This window comes from Homoserinibacter gongjuensis (assembly GCF_030161875.1).
In the GTDB taxonomy this organism is placed as follows: Bacteria; Actinomycetota; Actinomycetes; order Actinomycetales; family Microbacteriaceae; genus Homoserinibacter; species Homoserinibacter gongjuensis.
Map to the genome: position 1 here is coordinate 479,343 of NZ_BSVA01000001.1, position 19,510 is coordinate 498,852.

20 protein-coding genes and 1 pseudogene are annotated in these 19,510 nt (G+C 68.8%); 7 read left to right on the forward strand and 14 right to left on the reverse strand.

The annotated features are described in order from the left end of the window. Positions 1–2 precede the first annotated feature (2 nt). Positions 3–1,301: a nucleotide sugar dehydrogenase gene (locus QQK29_RS02670; RefSeq protein WP_284297569.1), complete on the forward strand. Its 1,299-nt coding sequence runs from the start codon at positions 3–5 to the stop codon at positions 1,299–1,301. Here the strand turns inward: QQK29_RS02670 and QQK29_RS02675 are convergent. Together QQK29_RS02675 and QQK29_RS02680 are read right to left on the reverse strand one after the other, a co-directional pair. After that, complete coding sequence (locus QQK29_RS02675) at positions 1,298–2,458, reverse strand: glycosyltransferase (protein ID WP_284297571.1); 1,161 nt, start codon at positions 2,456–2,458, stop codon at positions 1,298–1,300. The genes QQK29_RS02670 and QQK29_RS02675 overlap by 4 nt on opposite strands. A 249-nt stretch (positions 2,459–2,707) precedes the next feature. Then, the gene (locus QQK29_RS02680; RefSeq protein WP_284297573.1) at positions 2,708–2,935 is read right to left on the reverse strand and encodes a hypothetical protein; all 228 of its coding nucleotides are present in this window, start codon (positions 2,933–2,935) and stop codon (positions 2,708–2,710) included. Positions 2,936–2,987: 52 nt separating this feature from the next. Between QQK29_RS02680 and QQK29_RS02685 the strand changes: the two genes are divergently transcribed. Beyond that, positions 2,988–3,818, forward strand: a complete 831-nt coding sequence (locus QQK29_RS02685; RefSeq protein WP_284297575.1) for a glycosyltransferase family protein — start codon at positions 2,988–2,990, stop codon at positions 3,816–3,818. 210 nt (positions 3,819–4,028) lie between these two features. Next, complete coding sequence (locus QQK29_RS02690; RefSeq protein ID WP_284297577.1) at positions 4,029–5,828, forward strand: hypothetical protein; 1,800 nt, start codon at positions 4,029–4,031, stop codon at positions 5,826–5,828. On the opposite strand, the gene QQK29_RS02695 is transcribed toward QQK29_RS02690, so the two are convergent. From QQK29_RS02695 to QQK29_RS02750, 12 genes are all read right to left on the reverse strand, one after another. Further along, the gene (locus tag QQK29_RS02695; RefSeq protein ID WP_284297579.1) at positions 5,829–6,068 is read right to left on the reverse strand and encodes a hypothetical protein; all 240 of its coding nucleotides are present in this window, start codon (positions 6,066–6,068) and stop codon (positions 5,829–5,831) included. It abuts the gene before it with no gap. Next, a complete protein-coding gene (locus QQK29_RS02700) occupies positions 6,065–7,000 on the reverse strand; it encodes a DUF2142 domain-containing protein (protein WP_348533907.1) in 936 nt (311 codons plus the stop codon). The genes QQK29_RS02695 and QQK29_RS02700 overlap by 4 nt, the downstream gene beginning before the upstream one ends. Before the next feature lie 354 nt (positions 7,001–7,354). Continuing rightward, positions 7,355–7,696 carry a DUF2304 domain-containing protein gene (locus QQK29_RS02705; RefSeq protein ID WP_284297581.1) on the reverse strand — a complete coding sequence of 114 codons (342 nt, stop codon included), beginning with the start codon at positions 7,694–7,696 and terminating at the stop codon, positions 7,355–7,357. After that, a complete protein-coding gene (locus QQK29_RS02710; protein WP_284297583.1) occupies positions 7,693–8,433 on the reverse strand; it encodes a glycosyltransferase family 2 protein in 741 nt (246 codons plus the stop codon). The genes QQK29_RS02705 and QQK29_RS02710 overlap by 4 nt, the downstream gene beginning before the upstream one ends. Before the next feature lie 11 nt (positions 8,434–8,444). Continuing rightward, a complete protein-coding gene (locus QQK29_RS02715; RefSeq protein WP_284297585.1) occupies positions 8,445–9,947 on the reverse strand; it encodes a DUF2142 domain-containing protein in 1,503 nt (500 codons plus the stop codon). Positions 9,948–9,961: 14 nt separating this feature from the next. Then, positions 9,962–11,464 (reverse strand): DUF2142 domain-containing protein, encoded by a 1,503-nt coding sequence (locus QQK29_RS02720; RefSeq protein WP_284297587.1) that lies wholly within the window; start codon positions 11,462–11,464, stop codon positions 9,962–9,964. A 36-nt stretch (positions 11,465–11,500) separates the two neighbouring features. Continuing rightward, positions 11,501–11,797: a hypothetical protein gene (locus tag QQK29_RS02725; protein ID WP_284297589.1), complete on the reverse strand. Its 297-nt coding sequence runs from the start codon at positions 11,795–11,797 to the stop codon at positions 11,501–11,503. A gap of 23 nt (positions 11,798–11,820) precedes the next feature. Beyond that, on the reverse strand, positions 11,821–12,771 hold the full coding sequence (locus QQK29_RS02730) for a lipopolysaccharide biosynthesis protein (RefSeq protein WP_284297591.1): 951 nt from the start codon (positions 12,769–12,771) through the stop codon (positions 11,821–11,823). Continuing rightward, entirely contained in the window at positions 12,768–14,072 is a 1,305-nt protein-coding gene (locus tag QQK29_RS02735; RefSeq protein WP_284297593.1) for a glycosyltransferase family 4 protein, read from the reverse strand. Before QQK29_RS02735 ends, QQK29_RS02730 begins: the two co-directional genes overlap by 4 nt. Before the next feature lie 70 nt (positions 14,073–14,142). Further along, positions 14,143–15,003, reverse strand: coding sequence for a glucose-1-phosphate thymidylyltransferase RfbA (gene rfbA, locus QQK29_RS02740; protein WP_284297595.1), 861 nt, complete (start codon positions 15,001–15,003; stop codon positions 14,143–14,145). A 2-nt stretch (positions 15,004–15,005) separates the two neighbouring features. Then, a complete protein-coding gene (locus QQK29_RS02745) occupies positions 15,006–15,611 on the reverse strand; it encodes a dTDP-4-dehydrorhamnose 3,5-epimerase family protein (protein ID WP_284297597.1) in 606 nt (201 codons plus the stop codon). Between the two features lie 39 nt (positions 15,612–15,650). Beyond that, entirely contained in the window at positions 15,651–16,667 is a 1,017-nt protein-coding gene (locus QQK29_RS02750) for a glycosyltransferase family 2 protein (RefSeq protein ID WP_284297599.1), read from the reverse strand. 116 nt (positions 16,668–16,783) lie between these two features. Here QQK29_RS02750 and QQK29_RS02755 point away from each other — a divergent pair, with 116 nt between their 5' ends. The 4 genes and pseudogenes from QQK29_RS02755 (at position 16,784) to rfbD (ending at position 19,491) form a co-directional block, all read left to right on the forward strand. Next, positions 16,784–16,975: a hypothetical protein gene (locus tag QQK29_RS02755; protein ID WP_284297601.1), complete on the forward strand. Its 192-nt coding sequence runs from the start codon at positions 16,784–16,786 to the stop codon at positions 16,973–16,975. Next, a complete protein-coding gene (locus QQK29_RS02760; RefSeq protein WP_284297603.1) occupies positions 16,972–17,634 on the forward strand; it encodes a glycosyltransferase family 2 protein in 663 nt (220 codons plus the stop codon). The genes QQK29_RS02755 and QQK29_RS02760 overlap by 4 nt, the downstream gene beginning before the upstream one ends. A gap of 8 nt (positions 17,635–17,642) precedes the next feature. Next, on the forward strand, positions 17,643–18,644 hold the full coding sequence (rfbB, locus tag QQK29_RS02765; RefSeq protein ID WP_284301887.1) for a dTDP-glucose 4,6-dehydratase: 1,002 nt from the start codon (positions 17,643–17,645) through the stop codon (positions 18,642–18,644). Continuing rightward, a pseudogene (gene rfbD, locus QQK29_RS02770) lies at positions 18,641–19,491 on the forward strand (dTDP-4-dehydrorhamnose reductase). Before rfbB ends, rfbD begins: the two are co-directional and overlap by 4 nt. Positions 19,492–19,510: the final 19 nt, after the last annotated feature.

Here is a 19,510-nt window from a genome sequence, read left to right on the forward strand (position 1 = left end):
CCTTGAAGATCGCTGTCATCGCCCTCGGCAAGATCGGGCTTCCGCTCGCCGTTCAGTTCGCCAGTAAGGGTCATGAGGTGGTCGGCGTCGACGTCTCGCAGCAGACCGTCGACCTCATCAACGCGGGAGTCGAGCCCTTCCCCGGCGAAGCGCACCTGCAGGAGATGCTCTCGGAGCTCGTGCCCGCAGGCAAGCTGCGTGCCACGACGGACTATGCGGACGCCGTGCCTGGGGCCGACGCCGTGGTGCTTGTCGTGCCACTGTTCGTGAACGAGGAGACGGCCGAGCCCGACTTCGCGTGGATGGACGGTGCGACCCGCTCGCTCGGCGCGGTGCTCACCCCGGGCGCTCTCGTCTCCTACGAGACCACCCTCCCGGTCGGGACGACCCGCACGCGCTGGAAGCCGATGCTCGAGGAGACCTCCGGCCTCACAGAGGGCGTCGACTTCGACCTCGTCTTCTCGCCCGAGCGCGTGCTGACGGGCCGCGTGTTCGCCGATCTCCGCAAGTACCCCAAGCTCGTCGGTGGGCTCTCGGAGCGGGGAGCCGCCAAGGCGGTCGACTTCTACCGCGCGGTACTCGACTTCGATGAGCGCCCTGAACTCGAGCGCGCCAACGGCGTGTGGGACCTCGGCAGCGCCGAGGCCGCGGAGCTCGCGAAGCTCGCGGAGACCACCTACCGTGATGTCAACATCGGCCTGGCGAACCAGTTCGCGCGCTATGCCGCCGAAGCTGGTATCGACGTGTACCAGGTGATCGAGGCATCCAACTCGCAGCCGTACTCGCACATCCATCAGCCCGGCATCGCCGTCGGCGGCCACTGCATCCCGGTCTACCCGCGCCTCTACCTCTGGACCGATCCGGCAGCCACGGTCGTGTCGGCAGCCCGCGCCGCCAACGCAGGCATGCCCGACTACACGATCGGGCTACTCGAGGGCGCCTATGGTGACCTCACCGACGCGAGGGTCGTCGTGCTCGGTGCCGCGTATCGCGGCGGTGTCAAGGAGACCGCGTTCTCGGGCGTCTTCGGGGCCGTCGAGGCGTTGCGGCGGCGCGGCGCGATGCCGCTCGTGCACGACCCGCTCTACACAGACGAGGAACTCGTCAATCTCGGGTTCACTCCGTACCACCTGGGCGAGCCGATCGACGCGGCCGTCGTGCAGGCCGACCACACCGACTATCGCAGCTTGACGGTGGACGCACTCCCGGGCATCAAGGCCTTCATCGACGGACGCCGTGTTTCTTCAGCGGCGCAGTGGCCGGGTGTCGCCTATCGCGTGATCGGTCGCGCCGAGGCCTAGGCCTCCTGCCGGACCGCAGCGAGGAAGCGCTTGCCCTCGCTCTCGGCGGAGAGTTCCTCTGCTGCGCGTGCGCTCGCCCGCTTCATCGCGGTGATCTGCTCCACGGTAAGAGAGTTGATAGTGGCCGCCAGGTCGGCCGCGGTCCAGCCTTCCACCACGACTCCCAGCCCGTACTCGCGCACGAAGGGGACGATCTCGGGGCTCTCCCCGACGACGATGCCGAGCCGCCCTTGAATCGCTTCGAAGAACTTGTTGGGCAAGGCGTGCGCGTTGTTCGGAAAGCGCGGTGGGAAGAAGATCATCTCGAGATCGAACTCGTTGAGCGTGCGCGCGACATCGAGCACTCCCACAGGTTCGCGGAAGGTCACTCGCCCCGAGGTGATCGCCGGATGCGCCCGCAGCGACGACAAGCTGCTGGTGCTGAGCACCATCAGCGTCACCTCGAATCGAGGCTCAAGCAGGAGGGCGGCATCGAGCATGATATCGATCCCGCGTTCGACGGCCGCGTATCCGTGATGCACCAAGACGATGCGGTCGGGATCGACACTCGACGGCTCGAGTGGCTCGTAGGACGCCACGTTGCGGATGACGGTGGGGCGCGGGAGACCGTAGTCGTCGTGGTAGATGTCGGCGATTCCGTCGGCGACGGTCATGTGATGCGTGAACACGGGCGAGGAGATGAAGGTGAGGAGCCAGCTGTCCCAGCGCCCGTAGACGAACCGATGCACCAGCCCGACGCCGTTGTCGGCGTAGAGCTCGTGAAGGTCCAGAACCACGGGGCCACGCGCGAATCGCGGAGCCGCCTTGACGACCCATGGGAGCAGATGGTGATCGTTGACGACGACGAGGTCGTATTCCTCGCTCGCGAGCTCATCCGTGGGAATGTAGCGCTCGATGGTCCCTCGGAAGCGCGCCGGCAGAGGCAAGAGGGCGAGCGTCCGTAGATGAAGGCGGCTGGTGGGCTCGCTGATCCGAAGAGCTCGACCGGTGGCGTCCGGATGCTCAGGGCCGCGACTCAGAACGTCGACGACGTATCCCGCCGCCTCGAGCCAGCGGATCTGTTTGGAGACACGCGCGTCGTCGCGTACTGGCGAGTAGCACATCACGAGCGCTCGCCGGCCGCTTGCGCGGCGCTCAGTATCCGTCGTCTGGGGCACACCGCATCATATGCGGAGGCTCAGCGCACCCCGAAATGGGGAGGACCGACGGCCTCACAGCGGGGTCCGCCTGGGTATTCTGGTCACGGACGAATCCTCGGCAAAGACGTAGGTGCTGCGTCCGCGCCTCAGTTCAGCATCCAGGTGCAACTGGCGGACTCGGCGACCACCACTCCACCACGACGGGTTCACGCCATGACCACCACCGCCCGCCCGCCCAGGCGACCCCGGATTCTCTGCATCTCCTTCTCACCGATCCGCGCTGACGCTCGCGTGCTCCGCCAACTCGAAGTCCTTCGAGCGCACGGCGAGGTGACGACCGTCGGCTACGGAGACATCCCACCCGGCGTCACCCATCACATCCGGGTTCCGGACACTGCAGCATCCCTGCCGCAGACGCCCCTCGGCGTTCTCAAACTCGCCCTGCGGCTGCACGAGTCCGTCGAGCTCGAGGCCCCAGCCGAGCGAGCAGTGCACGATGAGACGCTCAAGTCAGGGCCCTACGATCTCGTCGTCGCGAACGACGCGCGTGCGCTTCCTCGCATTCGACGCCGCCGGATCGGCACCGGTCCTTGCCGACATGCATGAATGGGCACCCGAGGAGCGCTCCAGCGTCTTCGTGTGGCGCGTACTCGTCGCGCCCTACATGGACCACCTCTGCACGAAGTACCTACCGCGCACCGCCGCCGTGAGCAGCGTGAGCGCCGGCCTGGCCGGCCTCTACGCCGACCGATACGGCGTGACGACGGCAGTCGTTCGCAACGCGGCCGACTTGCGTCACCTGACTGCGTCCGGGGTGAACCCTGAACGCATCCGCCTCGTGCACAGCGGAACCGCAGATCCCGAGCGCAACATCCTGGAGCTCATCGAGGCAACGGAGCAGCTGAGCGATCGCTTCTCGCTCGACCTCTACCTCGTCGAAGTACCTGGGGGACATCTCGACGCCATCCGCAAGCGGGCCGCCTCGGTGCCGTGGGTCACGGTGCACGACCCCGTGCCACCCGAGACTCTGCCCGACGTGCTCAACCAGTACGACGTGGGGGTATTCCTCTACCCTTTGAAGACCCTGAGCCATCTTTACCACCTGCCGAACAAGTTCTTTGATTTCGTGCAAGCGCGGCTTGGTCTCGTGTTCTCTCCCGCTCCGGAGATCGATGAGCACATCGGTCGCTATGGAATCGGAAAGATCACCAGTGGCACGAGCGCCGCTGCACTCGTGGAGGCCCTGCGCGACATCGGCGCCGATGACGTTGAGGGCTTCAAGGCCGCAGCCGACCGCTCAGCACGGGAGTTGTCCAGTGAACCGGACCGCGCTATTCAGCATGCCCTCGTCGCGCGTCTTCTCGGGAAGACGGAATGAGGAGCTCGGACCCAGCGCAGCGACCTCGAACGCGAACGACACAGCTTCAGGCGCATCCGCACCGTGGCATGATTAACTCCCTGCGGGCGCGCCATAGTCCGGCTTCTTCAGCGCCCCTATGACATCCCGAAATCGGAGAACCAATACGTGTGCGGAATCTTTGGGTACATCGGCCCGGATGACCTCGACTCCGCGTCTGCGAAAGCGCTGGTGAAGCACGCGCAGCAACGTGGCCGCGACTCGAGCGGCATGGTGATCCACCGCGACGGTGCTTATCGGGCGTACCGCGCCGACTATCCGATCGGCTGGCTGCTGAAGCGCATCCCCGCACTCGGCAACCTCTTCTTCGGCCACAGCCGGCTGGTCACCAACGGCACGAGCGACAACCAGCCCGTCTCGCGCGAGCAGGTGATCGTGCTGCACAACGGCATCATCGTCAATCACGAGAAGATCTGGGCGACGCTCGGCAAGGCGCCGGAGCTGCAGATCGACACCGAGGTCATCCCGGCGATCATCGCCTCGCACCTCGCCGACGGCGGCACGATCGAGACCGCGGCGGCGCGCGTGCTCGAACTCACCGAGGGGGTCGTGGCCTGCGCCGCACTCGTACCCGGCCTCGGCAAGCTGCTGCTGTTCTCCAACAACGGCAGCCTCTACGTGGCCGACAAGTCGGGCGGGCTCGTGTTCTCCTCCGAGCGCTACCCGCTCGAGCAGATCGGCGCCGACAACATCCGCCAGGTCAAGGGCGACGAGGCCGTCGTGGTCGACGTTCCGACGCACGAGCAGTCCATCGACGTGCGCGAGTGGGCGAACCGCTCCGTCGACCTTGTGCCGGGCCTCGGCTTCTCGGCACAGGAGGAGGCGCTCCTCCAGTACCCGAAGCCCGACTTCCGACGCTGCACGAAGTGCATCCTTCCCGAGACCATGCCCTTCATCTCGTTCGACGAGAACGGCGTCTGCAACTACTGCCTCCACTACAAGTCCCGCAATCAGCCGCGCCCGAAGGAAGAGCTGTTCGAGCTCGTCGAGCCCTACCGCCGCGCGCACGGCGACGAGGTGCTCGTGCCGTTCTCGGGCGGACGCGACAGCTCCTACGGACTGCACCTCATCATCCACGAGCTGGGTCTGCGACCCGTCACCTACACCTACGACTGGGGCATGGTCACCGACCTTGGGCGGCGCAACGTCAGCCGGATGTCGGCGAAGCTCGGTGTCGAGAACATCATCGTCGCGGCCGACATCACCACGAAGCGCGACTACATCCGCCGCAACCTCAACGCCTGGATCAAGCGACCTCACCTCGGCATGCTGAGCGTGCTCACCGCGGGCGACAAGCACTTCTTCCGCCACATCGAGACGCTCAAGCGGCAGACGGGCGTGAGCCTCAACCTGTGGGGCATCAACCCGCTCGAGGTCACCCACTTCAAGGCCGGATTCCTCGGAGTGCCGCCGGACTTCGCCGAGGAGCGGGTCTACAGCCACGGCGCTATGAAGCAGCTGCGCTACCAGTCGCTGCGGTTCCGCGCGATGCTGCAGAGCCCCGGCTACTTCAACCGCTCGATCCCCGACACCCTCGCGGGCGAGTACTACCGCAGCTTCACCACGAAGTCGGACTACTTCCACATCTTCGACTACTGGCGCTGGGACGAGAAGCAGATCGAAGACACGCTCGACGCCGAATACGACTGGGAGCGCGCACCCGACACGCAGACCACCTGGCGCATCGGCGACGGCACGGCGGCGTTCTACAACTACGCGTATTACACGATCGCGGGCTTCACCGAGCACGACACCTTCCGCAGCAACCAGATCCGGGAGGGCGAGCTCACCCGCGACGAGGCACTGCGCCTCGTCGAGGAGGAGAACACCCCGCGTTACCCGAACCTCAAGTGGTACCTGGATGTCGTGGGCGTCGATTTCACCCAGGCGATCGAGGCGATCAACCGCACCCCACGTCTCTACGAGGGGTCGAATGTCACGAGCTTCGCCCCGGCTCCCGCACGAGGCTGATCACACGCGAAGCGCGGGCGCCGTCTCGCGGCGCAGCTGCGGCCAGAGCACGACGAGCAGAAGGGCGAAAGCCAACGCGCCGACCGCCCACACCGTTGTCGGGCCGAACGGGAGTCCCGTCCACCACCACTCTGCACCGGAGTCGAGGTTGGGGCCCTGCTGCTCCGTGCCGGTGACGTATCGCCGGATGTTCACCTGAAGGGCGACCAGGTGCGCCGCAGCGAGCGCACCGACGATCACGAGGGTTTGCGCGCGCCCGAAGCGCATGGTGTCGATGCCGCGCCCCTCCGAAACGAGCACGAGGGCGAACAGCACGATGAGCGGGAGGAGGTAGCGCGGCTGAAGGCTGTCACCGATCCGGTCGCCCCCGCAGTGAGCACATAGACCGGAAGCGCGACGAGCACGAGCAGCACGCCGCCGACGGCGAAGGTCTTCCGAGCGGTCAGCCGACCGAGCCCGGCGAACGCCACCACGACGAAAGCAGCGGTGGCAGCCCAGGGCACGACGGCCGGTAGGCCGGTATCCAGCCACCCCAACCCCCACGAGCCCCACACGCCCGTCCATAGGAAGGGCAGCATGAGCAGGTTGTACGCCGCGAGCCCGACACCGTTCAGGGGCGTCTCGACTCCGGGGATGACGGGAGCCATCGGGTTGCCGCCGTTCGTGAAGCCACTCGCACCGGTGCCCGCCTGGCCCGCGGTCGAGAACAGCACCACCGCGATGACGAATCCGACGGCGGGAAGGACCGCCCGAAGCATCCACTCCCTCGTGCGCTCCCAGGACAGCAGGCTTGCGACCACGCTCGCGCCGGCAACGTACACGGCAGCGTCACCTCGTGCGCCCGCAGCCATCAGCAGACCGACGAGGTAGAGGGCGCCGAGCACCCACCGACGAGCGCCGCGAGCGTCGAACCAACCCAACAGGGCCAGGAAGGCCGTGCCGACGCCGGTGATCGCCCATCCGCTGGGGTTGTTCGAAGGGATGAGGAACATGCCCAGCGGAACGAGCACAACGAGCCAACCCCACAACAGGGTGCGTCGTCGTGTCGGGGCGAGCAGCACACCGAGCGCCGTCGCGAGCCCGACGAAGATGGTGGCATTCACCAGCCGCATGACGAGGGCGCTCGTCTGCAGATCCTCGCCGGCGAACAGGTGCATGGTGGCGTAATACAGCGGCGGGTACTCCCCGCGAAGTTGCCACGCGCTGTCTCGTAGCGCTCGTCATCCCATGCGGGCGAAAGCACCTCCTGGCATGCCGCGCTCTGCTCCCCCACCTGGGCATAGCAGACCGCTTCGTCGAAGCCGATCGCCACCATCCGGGTGTTCGGCTGAGAGCCGGGCGCGCACTGCTCGCTTCCTCCACTCGCACACCAGATACTCACCAGGTGGTAGTCGTCATCGGGGCCGGCCCCGATGGGGGACGCGAACGCCCATGCGAAGAGCGCGATCAGGGCGAGCACCGGTGCGAAGTGGATCGCGCGGATCCTCTTCACCCAGGTGCTCGGCCTCCGTTCGGGTGCGGAGACCTCAGTCATCGTCGACGTGCCTCTTTTCGAGTTCGAGGGCCAGACGCTGCACGGTCTTGCGCAGCTCGTCTCGGGTGCGGGCCAGCTCGAGCGTCACCTGCATGAGCAGCAGGAAGACCACGAAGAAGGCGCCGACAAAGAGCAGATTGATGGGCTGGGCGATGCCGAAGAAGTTGCTGACGTTGTCGAGCAGATCCGGCCACGCCGAAAGAACGATCGCCACCACCGACGCGACGAGCCACAGCACCGCGTACTTCTCGGGCAGCACGTAGGAACGCAGCAGCAGGATCACCGCGATCAGCAGCACGACGGCCATCGCGATCGCGAGCAGTTGCGGGGTCATGCGCGAGCCTCCTTCCGCGTGTTGCGCAGGTGCCGCAACTGAGGGGGCACGGTACGGATGGCGGCGAGAACCAGGATGAAGATGATGCGGCCCGTGTAGAGAGTCGCGCGCAGTACCGATTGCGAGGGCGTGCCGCCGGCGCGTTCGTTCATGCCGACTGGGATCTCGGACACCGTCAGCCCCTGCCGCGTAGCGAGCACGATCGACTCGACCGTGTCACCGAGCCACTCCACCGGATAGTGCACCGAGAACACCGCGAGCGCACGCGGGCCCGCGATCCGGAACCCGCTCGTGGCATCCGTGAGCTTGGTGCGCGCGTACAGCGAGACGACCCAGGCGATGCAGCGCTGCACCCCACGGCGGGCAGCCGAGGACGGGAAGGTGCCGCCCTCGGCGAAGCGGCTCCCGATCACGATGTCGGCGTGTGCAGACGCCGCGACGAGTTCGGCGATGTGCTCGGGGCGATGCTGACCGTCGCCGTCGAACTGCACGACCGCCTCGTAACCGTGAGCTGCCGCGTACTTGAAGGCGGTTCCCATGGCGGCACCGACACCGATGTTGAACGCGTGCGTGAGCACGTGGGCACCCGCCTCACGCGCGATACGACCCGTGTCATCATGCGAGCCGTCGTCGATGACGACGACATCACGCAGCGGATGCACTTCAGCGAGCGACGCGAGCACCGAAGCGATGACAGCGCCTTCGTTGAGCGCTGGGATCGCGACGAGGAACCTCACGACCACTCAGCCTAGATGAGTCTCCGCACTCGCCGTGCCCCCGCATCCAGGGGATCGACGGGGATCCGAGCCGCGAGCACGAACAAGAGGGCCGTGTATGCAAGTGAGCCGACGATCCAGACGATCATGGGCGAGAACGGCACGTTCCACCACCACTCGGTGCCGGTGTTCAGGTTGACGCTCCCCGCGTCGATGCCGGTCAGGTAGCGGCGCATGTTGGTGTGAAGGGCCACGCCATTCGCGATGGAGAGCATGGCCGCCACGAGAAGCAGCTGCCCGCGCTTCCATTGCACCCGTGGCGCGCCCAGCGCAAGCACGCCACCGAACAGCACGATGAGCGGCAGCAGGTAGCGAGGCTGCACCTGCTGCCCGACGATGTGGCCCGCTTGCTGCAGCACATACACCGGCAGCACCCACAGCACGACGGCGGCGGCCGCCACGACCACCGCCTTGCGCCACTCCAGCGCACGAACGCCGAGGAAGCCCGCCACCACGAACGCCCCCACGGCACCGAAGGTCACGGCCGCGGGCATGGTGGTATCGAGCCAGCCGAGCCCCCACTCGCCGAGGTTCCCCAGCCAGAGGAACGGAACGTTCATGACGTTATAGGCGAGCAGCCCGATCCCCGAAGGCGTAACGGTACCGTCGCCGCCGACGCCGGAATCTTCGACACCGACATCCGAGAATCCGCCAAGCCCCGAACCGATCTGCCCAGCACGGAGCAGGAACGCCAGCGCGACCAACCCCATGATGACCGGCAGGATGGCGCTCAACCAGTAGCGCCGATGCGGGCGGAAGGCATAGAACAGCACGAGCGCCGTGGCGAAGCCGGCGTACACCGCCGCGTCACCCCGGCTTCCCGCGGCCATGAGCATGGCGATCGCATAGATCGCCCCGAGGGCGATGCGCCGCCGGCCCGTGGACTCGAAATACCCGAGCAGCGCGATCCAGCTGGTGCCCACCCCGATCGTCGCCCACGCACTCGGGTTGTTCGAGGCGAGCAGGAAGATCCCGAGCGGGATGGTGGTCACGACCCACCCGATCAGCAGTGTCGGTCGACGCTCGACGGGCAGCAGCAGGTAGAGCGCCGTCAGCAGCGCGACGAACAACACGATCGTGAAGACCCGCATGACGAGCGCCGACGCCTGCACATCATCGCTCGTGAACACGCCCATCACGGCGTAGTAGAGCGGCGGATACTCACCGTAGAAGTTGCCTCGATCGGTGTCGACCGTCTGATCCATGAGCGCGCCCGTGAACAGTTCGTCTTGGCAGGCGGCACTCACCTCGGGCTGGCGCTCGAAACACGAGATCTCGGCGAGGGCGCGCGGGATGCGGTGGTCGGCGCGCTCGGCACCTTCCACGGGCGCGCAGGTCTCGGCGGCCGTCGGCCCTGCACACCACGAGCTCACGAGGTGGTAGTCGTCGTCGGGTCCTGCGCCGATGGGGGAGGCGAAGGCCCAGGCGAGGAGCGCGACGAGCGCGAGCACGGGGGCGAGCGCCAGGAGCGGCACCCGCCGGAGGCGATTCACGACGCTCTCACCGCGCCGACGGGCTCATCCACCGGAGCCTCGACGGCATCCGCGACAGCCAACGGACGAGCCAGCAGCAGCACCAGAAGTGCCGCGTAGGCCAGCGAGCCGAGTACCCACACCGTCATCGGCGACGGCGCCGCCGGCCACCACCACTCGACAGCTCCGTCGAGCCACGGCGTCAGGTCGTCGAACCCCGCCACATAGCGCGCGAGCTGCAGGAACAGCGCGACAGCCTGTGCCACCGAGAGGGCGGCGATCACGAGCCCGCGCTGCACGCGCCCGAAGCGGATGACCCGACCCGGGGGCTGCCAGAACAACACGCCGGCGAAGAGCACCACGAGCGGCAGCAGGTAGCGCGGCTGCAGGTTGTCGCCCACATCCTGACCCGCCGCCACGAGCACCAAAGCCGGGAAGACGAGCAGCACGAGGAAGCCGCCGCCGAGCACGAGACCCTTGCGCAGATCGGAGCGGAACCCGGCGACGACTCCCGCCCCCAGGAAGCACGACAGGGTCGCGAGCCAGACGATGCTCGGCATCGAGGTGTCGAGCCAGCCGAGCCCCCACCCCTTGCCGAAGATGCCCATCCAGAGCCGGGGCACGTCGAGCATCGTCGGAAGGATGCGGCCGAAGGCGAAGCCCGAGTCGTCGACCCCCTGGGTGATCGCCTCGGTCGGACGCGAGACGCGGAACATCAGGAGGCACAGGATGATGCCCGCCGCCGGCAGGATCGCATCGAGCGCGAACCGGCGACTCCGGTGCGCCTGCAGCATGAGGGTCGCCACGATCGCGAGCACCATGTACATGCTCGCGTCGCCGCGCGAGCCGGATGCCATCACGACCGAGAGCGCGAAGATCACGCCGAGACCGATCTTGCGCGCACCGCGGGTTTCGAGGAAGCCGGCCAGCGCGAGCCAGCCGAAGCCCACGCCCGCGACAGCCCATGAGCTGGGGTTGATCGACGCGATCACGAAGAGGCCGAGCGGCACCGACGTGAGCGCCCAGCTCCAGACGAGCGTGGGCCGCCGCGGAGGTGGCAGCAGCAGGAAGAGGGCGGTGGCGATGCTCACGAGCACGAACGAGATGAACACGCGCATGAGCAGCACCGAGAGCTGGATGTCTGGGCCGACGAAGACGCTCAACACGCCGTAGAACACCGGAGGGTAGGCACCGTAGAAGTTGCCGCGATCGGTGGCCGTGTCGGGCGAGCCGGTGAAGTCGAGCTCGTGCTGGCACGCAGCGCTGCGCTCCGAATGGAATGCGTAGCACGCGGAATCGACGAGCGCGCCCGGAACCGTCGCCTCCGCATCGCCCGCCTCGTGCACACACGCGGCATCGTCACCCGTGGCGCACCAGATGCTGGCCAGGTGGTAGTCCTCGTCGGGCGACGACCCCACCGGTGAGGCGAATGCCCACGCAACGAGCGTCACGAGCAGCAGGAGCGGCGCGAGGATGAGGATGCGCCCGGACACGACAAAGACCCGCAAGCGCTCCCACACCCGTGCGACGATACCGAGCGCTTCCCGGGAAAAGCCTTACAACCCTCGTTCCCGGGACGCCCGGGCGCGCCAGACCGCGAGCAGCACGAGCGTCTGGCCGATGCCGGAGGCGAGTTCGGCGACGCCGAGCCCCCAGGCGGCGCCCGGTGCGCCCCACACCGCCGCACCGATCAGCAGTCCCACGACGCCGAGGGCCGAGGCCACGAGCACGCACGTCATGAATGCGTGCCGCGCGCCGAGCGTGATCAGCCCGATGCGTCCGGATGCCGTGCCGAGCGAGATGCCGATCGTCGCGACCCCGAATCCGAGCGCGGTGATTTCGTCGATGGCCACCGCCTGCCCGAAGAGCGCGGCGGTCAGCCACGGGCCGAGCAGCGCGAAGGCGAGCAGCCCCGCCGCGCCGAGCGCGAGATGCAGGAGGATGGCGACGCGCAGCCGCCGTCCCAACGCCGCGCGGTCGGGTATCGCCTCGGCCACCCACCCCTGCAGCGCATTGCCGAGCGCCGACACCGAGTACTGACCGATCCGATAGACCTTGTCACCCGAGACATACCGCGCGGCCTCCGCCACCGGGGCCGCCGCCGTGACGAGCGCGATGGCGAGCGCGTTGTAGGCACCCGCCGCCGTCTCGGCGACGACAGCGGGGGATGGGTGCGCAGCACCGCCGCGACCTCGTGCCCCACGACCCGCCCGAGTTCGCGCCCCGCGACGTGCAGATAGATGACGGCGGGCCCCGCGAACATGGCGACGGCCAGCAGCACGGGATACCAGATCGCTCCCCCACCGGCGAGCAGGATGCCGGTGGCCGCGAGGGTCGCGACCATGCGCGGCAGTACCTCGCTCCACAGGATGGGCAGGGCACGTCCGACGCCGATCCAGTACCAGGTGGGGGCGAGCGCCGCGAGGCTCATGGCCCCGGCCATCGCCCCGGCCTCGACGCGAGCGCTCTCGGGTGCGAGCAGCACCGACACCACCACGCCGACCGCGCCGGCGACCACCCAGGCGGGCAGGCGCGCGTGCACGCTCGTGGCCAGGATCCGACGCCGTTCGTCGGCGAGCGCGACGGCGACGAGCGGCGGGGCGAGCGTGGCATAGCCGAGACCCGCGACGAGCGCCGCGAAACCGCCCACCGACTGGCCGACGGCGATCGCCACCCAGGCATCCGCCCCGGCCAGCCGCGCGAGCACCGGCAGGAAGAGGAAGGGCGCCAGCAGCGACAGGAACGGCACACCCGCGAACGCGATCACCCGTCGCGCGAGCGCGCGGCGACCACCCAGCGCGGGCGGCACGCCCACCGGCTCGGTCACCGACGCCCCAGTCGGGAGCGCACTCGGCGCGCCACCTCGCCGAGACCGCCGTGCCGCAGGTGGTGCCACGCCATCCGCATGTCGCGCGCGAGACCGGGCCGGCCATCCGGTCGGGCGAGCACCGCGGATGCCGCGGCGAGCGCCTCTCGACCTCCGGCAGCCTCGACATCGGCGGCGCGACGCGGCGCCGCAGCGATCGCGAGCAGGGGCTCGAGCGCGCGCTCCCACACGAAGCGCTCCCGCACCTCGGCGATACGGGCGCGCGCGGCATCCGCGAACTCACGGTCGTAGAGCACCCGCTCGAGGCCCGCCGCGAGCGCGTCCGGGTCTTCGGCCGGCACGACGACGCCGAGACCCTCGGTCTCCACGAGGTCGGCGAACGCGTCGCCCTCGGTGACGACCATCGGCAGGCCTGCCCAGAGATAGTCGAGGATGCGGGTGCGGAACGAGAACTCCGTCTCGATGTGCACGTGGTGGGTGGAGACGCCCGCATCGGCCTCGGTGAGGTGGTTCTGGCGCTCCTCGTACGGGATCCAGCCCTCGTTGAACACGACCTCCCGACCCAGCACGCCGAGCTGCTCGGCAAGCGCGATGGATTCCTTCACGATGCCCATCGGCTCGACGCCGGGATGCTTGGTGCCGAGGAACACGAGCCGCGTCTCGGGGCGGCGCTCGGCGAGCAGGGCGAGGGCGCGGATGAGGCTGAGCGGATCGAACCAGCTGTACAGACCTCCGCCCCAGACGACGATGCGATCCTCAGCCGCGAGGCCGGGCACGACCCCGCGCAGCACATCCCGTTCGTGGCGCGGAGGGGTGCTCTCCAGGCCGAATGGCGCGAGCGCGATCAGTCGCTCGAGCTCGGGATCGTTCGCGTACGTGGTCGGCGTGATGCGACCGAGGGCGGCGAGCTGGCCGAGATAGAACATGCGCTGCCGCGGAGACGCGCACAGCATGAGGTCGGCCCGCGACAGCTGCTGGTTCAGCAGCGCGGTGCGCGAGCGCACGAGCATCTCCCAGGTGGCGTGCGGCTGTTCGCGCCCCTGCTCGAGCATCTCGAGGTGCATCGGGTCGTAGACGTCGGCCACCACGACCCGGTCGGTCACCGCGAGCGCGGGGAACTGCTCCATCGCATGCCCCTGGAACACGATGAGTTCGGCGTCCTGCTCCAGCGCCGCGAACGCCGAGTCGTCGCCGGGGCGCAGCGCCGTCATCCGATACGGGCCGGCAGGCGCCTCCGCAGAGAGAGTGGATGTGGTGGCGAGCACGACCTCGTGCCCCGCCTCTCCGAGCACCCTCGCCATCGCGCGTGCGCGAATCGCCGGCCCCGCCATCCGGGTGCCCAGCTCGCCCCCGTGATGACGAGGACGCGCGTCATGACACGAGCCCCAGCAGGTAGCTGCCGTAACCCGACTTCACGAGCGGCTCGGCGAGTCGGCGCAACTGCGCGTCGTCGATCCAGCCGTTGCGCCAGGCGATCTCCTCGATGCAGCCGATCTTCACACCCTGCCGATCCTCGACGACGCGCACGAACTCGGTCGCCTGCACCATCGACTCGATCGTGCCGGTGTCGAGCCACGCCGTGCCGCGGTCGAGCACGACCACCTGGAGCCGCCCGTCACGCAGGTAGTGCTCGTTGATCGAACTGATCTCGAGCTCCCCGCGGGCGCTGGGCTGGATCGACTGCGCGATGCGCACCACGTCGTTGTCGTAGAAGTACAGGCCCGGCACGGCGAAGCGGCTCTTCGGAACCGCGGGCTTCTCCTCGATCGAGATCGCGCGCCCGTGCTCGTCGAACTCGACCACGCCATAGGCGCTGGGATCCCGCACCTGGTAGGCGAAGACGAGCCCGCCCTCCATGTCGGCGTGCCCGACGAGGCGGCTCGAGAGCGTGTCGCCGTGGAAGATGTTGTCGCCGAGCACGAGGGCGACCTTCTCGTCGCCGATGAAATCCGCCCCGATGATGAACGCCTGGGCGAGACCCTCGGGTCGCGGCTGGGCGGCGTACTCGAGTCGGATGCCGAGCTCGCTTCCGTCGCCGAGGAGCCGGCGGAAGGCGTCCTGGTCTTCGGGTGTCGTGATCACGAGGATCTCGCGGATGCCCGCGCTCATGAGCGTCGACAGCGGGTAGTAGACCATCGGCTTGTCGTAGATGGGCATGAGCTGCTTCGAGATGCCCTTGGTGATGGGCCAGAGTCGGGTGCCGCTGCCGCCCGCGAGGATGATGCCGCGCATGTTCAGTCCCTCCATGCCTTGCCCGCGTAGCCGCGAGTCGCATCCCATGTGGGTAGCGCCCCGGCGGAAGCCGCTGCGGCGAGGCTCGGCGCGTCGACGTCCTTCTGCGAGACGAGCAGCTCGTTCGCGGCGATCGGCAACTCGAGCCCGAGCGCCGGGTCGAGAGGCGAGATGCCGTGTTCGCGCGCCGGGTCGAAGGTGCTCGAGACGAGGTAGCTGACCGTCGTGTCGTCCTCGAGGGCGAGGAAGGCGTGGCCGAGGCCCTCGGCGAGGTAGACCGCACGCCGGTCGACCGTGTCGAGCAGCACCGCATCCCACCGCCCGAAGGTCGGGGAGCCGACGCGGATGTCGACGATGATGTCGAGCGCAGCCCCGCGCGTGGCGGTCACGTGCTTCGCCTGACCGGGAGGCACATCCGCGTAGTGCACGCCGCGCAGCACGCCGCGGCGCGACACCGAGGTGTTCGCCTGGCGCAGCCCGATGCCCACACCGAACTGCTCATCGAGCAGATCGCCGCGGTACCACTCGAGGAAGACGCCTCGATCGTCACCCCACTGTTTCGGGGTCAGTTCGTACGCGCCCGCGATGTCGAGAGGCCGGATCTGCACCCGGCCAAGCATACCGGCCGTGTTCCGGCCGACCCCGAGTCAGACGGGCTGAACGACGTCGCGCAGCACGTCTTGAGCGCCGAGGCCGTAGCGGCGATAGCGCCCGCTGCGCCACTCGCGCGCCACGGGAACGACACGGCGCAGGTGCGACGCGGGCAGGGCGGCACGCACCTCCTCGTGCGCGAGCTTCTCGCGGGCGGCCCGCAGGTGCCCCGCGTCGAGCTGTTCGCCCAGCGCGTCGAGCCGGTCCACGAGCGAGCGAGCCCGCCGCAGCAGTCGCTCGTTGCGTGCGGTGCGCGGCTCCCGCAACCGAGCCCATCGGGTGCTCCAGTCGAGCTTGCGCGCGCCGATCTGGTTGGCGCCGTGCTGGCGGTAGTCGATGAGCGCTTCGCGCAGCACGACGGTACGGCCGACGGCTCCGGCGACCACCGCGAGCCATTCGTCATGAATCCACCCGTCGGGCACCGGGAGCGCGCGTGCGATGAGCTCACGTCGCACGGCGGCGGTCGCCCCCGTCACCAGATTCCTACGCAACATCGCCTCGAAGCCGCGCCCCGCGTCGATGTCATCGAGCTCCGCCGGCGCCACGCCCAGTGCCTCGAAGAGCGTCACCCCCAGGGACGCACCCTCGGCGTCGACCAGGCGAGCGTCGCCGTGCACGAGCCCCGCATCCGGATGCTGGTCGAACGCCGCGATGCTGCGGGCGACCCGATCGGATGCCCAGCGGTCGTCCTGGTCGGAGAGCAGCACGACATCGCCGGACGCCGCCTCGAGCGAGCGCGCGAAGTTACCGGCGACGCCGTAGGGCTGCGGATGCTGCTGCGGGTCCCGGGTCAGCACCACCAGGTCGATCGCCGCGCCGCCGCGAGCCCGGTACCCCTCGATGACCTGCCGCACGATCGCCAGGGTCTCGTCTCGGGATGCGTCGTCACCGACGACGAGTTCCTGCACGGGGTGCGTCTGCGCCAGGATCGATTCGACCTGCTCGGCCACGAACTCGGCGCCGTTGTAGGTGCACATCACCACCGAGATCCGAATCGATTCGCCACCAGCCACGAAGCGGATGCTACCTGTCGTCGCCCGGCGGCGGCTCGGCTGACGCTCGGCACGCCCGACTACGATGGGCGGGTCATGAGCACAGCAACCCCCACGAGGCACCCCGTGTCGGGATCGTGACGGTCAGCTACGCCTCCGACGATGTGCTGCCCGGATTCTTCGACACGATCCCGGGCGCGATCGACGAGCCCGTCGCGACGGTCGTCGTCGACAACCTGCCCGGTTCCGGGGACTCCGCCGGGATCGCGCACGCGCACGGAGCGGCGTACCTGGCCCTGCCCGAGAATCCGGGATACGGCGGGGGATGAACGCCGGCGTGCGCCTGCTGCCCGACAGCGTCGAGTGGCTGCTTCTGGTGAACCCCGACATCGAGCTGGGCGCGGGATCGCTCACCACCCTGGTGGCTCGCGGGCGCGCCGAACCGGATGCGGGAGCCGTCGGACCCCTCATCCTGAATCCCGACGGCACCGTCTACCCGTCGGCTCGTGCCATCCCGTCGCTGCGCACCGGTGTCGGCCACGCGATGCTCGGCCCCGTCTGGCCCGGCAACCCGTGGACGCGCGCCTACCGCAAGGAGACGCAGGTCACGCCCGTCGTCCGCGACGCGGGCTGGCTCTCCGGGTCGTGCGTGCTCGTGCGACGCAGCGCCTACGAGGCCATCAGCGGATTCGACGAGGGCTACTTCATGTACTTCGAAGACGTCGACCTCGGCATGCGCATCGGACAAGCCGGGTTCCGGAACGTGTACGAGCCCGCCGCCTCGGTGGTGCACGCGGGTGGGCACTCCACGCAGGGCGCCTCCGAGCTGATGATCCGCGCGCACCACGACAGCGCGAGCCGCTTCCTCGCCCGCAAGTACCCGGGTCCGCTCCTCTGGCCCGTGCGGGTCGCGCTCTCGCTCGGGTTGCGGCTGCGCAGCGCGTGGATCCTCCGACGCACCCGGAGATCCTCAGGCGGGAAACCCTAGACTCACCGATCATGCGCATCCTCGTCACCGGTGGAGCCGGCTTCATCGGCTCGAACTTCGTGCATCACCTCATCGACCACACCGACCACACGGTCACGGTGCTCGACAAGCTCAGCTACGCCGGCAACCTCGCCTCGCTCGAGGGGCTGCCCGAGGACCGCTTCACCTTCGTGAAGGGCGACATCCTGGATGCCGCACTCGTCGACGAGTTGTTCGCGCGTCACGATGCGGTCGTGCACTACGCGGCCGAGAGCCACAACGACAACTCGCTGAACGACCCGCGGCCCTTCCTCGAGACCAACATCGTGGGCACCTACACGCTTCTCGAGGCGGCGCGGAAGCACGACATCCGCTTCCACCACATCTCGACCGACGAGGTGTACGGCGACCTCGAGCTCGACGACCCGCAGCGCTTCACCGACACGACGCCCTACAACCCCTCGAGCCCCTACTCCTCGACGAAGGCGGGCAGCGACCTGCTCGTGCGCGCCTGGGTGCGCTCGTTCGGCGTGCAGGCCACGATCTCGAACTGCTCGAACAACTACGGCCCCTACCAGCACGTCGAGAAGTTCATCCCCCGCCAGATCACCAACGTGCTGCGCGGCGAGCGCCCCAAGCTCTACGGTACGGGCGAGAACGTGCGCGACTGGATCCACGCCGACGACCACTCCTCGGCGGTGCTGACGATCCTCGAGAAGGGTCGGATCGGCGAGACCTACCTGATCGGTGCCGACGGCGAGAAGAACAACAAGCAGGTGGTCGAGCTCATCCTCCGCGAACTCGGGCAGCCGGCCGACGCCTACGACCTCGTGACCGACCGGCCCGGCCACGACCTCCGCTACGCGATCGACTCCTCGAAGCTGCGCACCGAGCTCGGCTGGACGCCGAGCTTCGCCGACTTCGAGGCCGGGCTCGCGGCCACGATCGCGTGGTATCGCGACAACGAGGCCTGGTGGGCACCGCAGAAGGAGGCCACCGAGGCGAAGTACCGGGCGTCCGGCCAGGCATGACCCGCTACCTCATCGCCGGCGCCGGCGGGATGCTCGGGCACGATCTGCAGCTCGTGCTCGCGGGCCGCGAGGTGCGGGCGCTGGGTCGCGGCGAGCTCGACATCACCGACCGTGACTCGGTGGCCGGCGCCGTGCACGACGTCGACGTCGTGATCAACGCCGCCGCCCACACCGCCGTCGACGACGCCGAGAGCCACGAAGACGAGGCGTACGCCATCAACGCCACGGGGGCGGGCCTGCTCGCCGCGGCGGCAGCGGATGCCGGTGCGCGGTTCGTGCAGGTCTCCACCGACTACGTCTTCCGCGGCGACGCGAACTCGCCCTACCCGGAGGACGCCCCCTCGACCCGCTCGGCGCCTACGGACGCACCAAGGCGGCGGGCGAGCGCCTCGTGCGGGAGGCGCATCCGGGTGCCCACATCGTGCGCACCGCGTGGCTCTACGGCGAGCACGGCGCGAGCTTCCCGCGCACGATGCTGCGGCTCGCCTCCGAGCGCGAGACGGTGTCGGTCGTGACCGACCAGCTCGGGCAGCCCACCTGGACGCGCGATCTGGCATCCGCGATCCTCGCGCTGCTCGACGCCGATGCGCCCGCGGGCACCTACCACGGCACGAACTCGGGCCAGGCCAGCTGGTTCGAGCTGGCGCGAGCGACCTTCGAGCTCGCGGGGCTCGACCCCGAGCGGGTGCTGCCCACCGACAGCTCCGCGTTCGTGCGGCCCGCACCGCGCCCCGCCTACTCGGTGCTCGGGCACGACGCCTGGGCGCGGGTGGGCCTCGCGGAGCCGCGCGACTGGCGCGAGGCGCTCGCCGAGGCCTTCGCCGCCGGAGCGCTCTCGCCATCCTGAGAACCCGCTGTGCTACGCA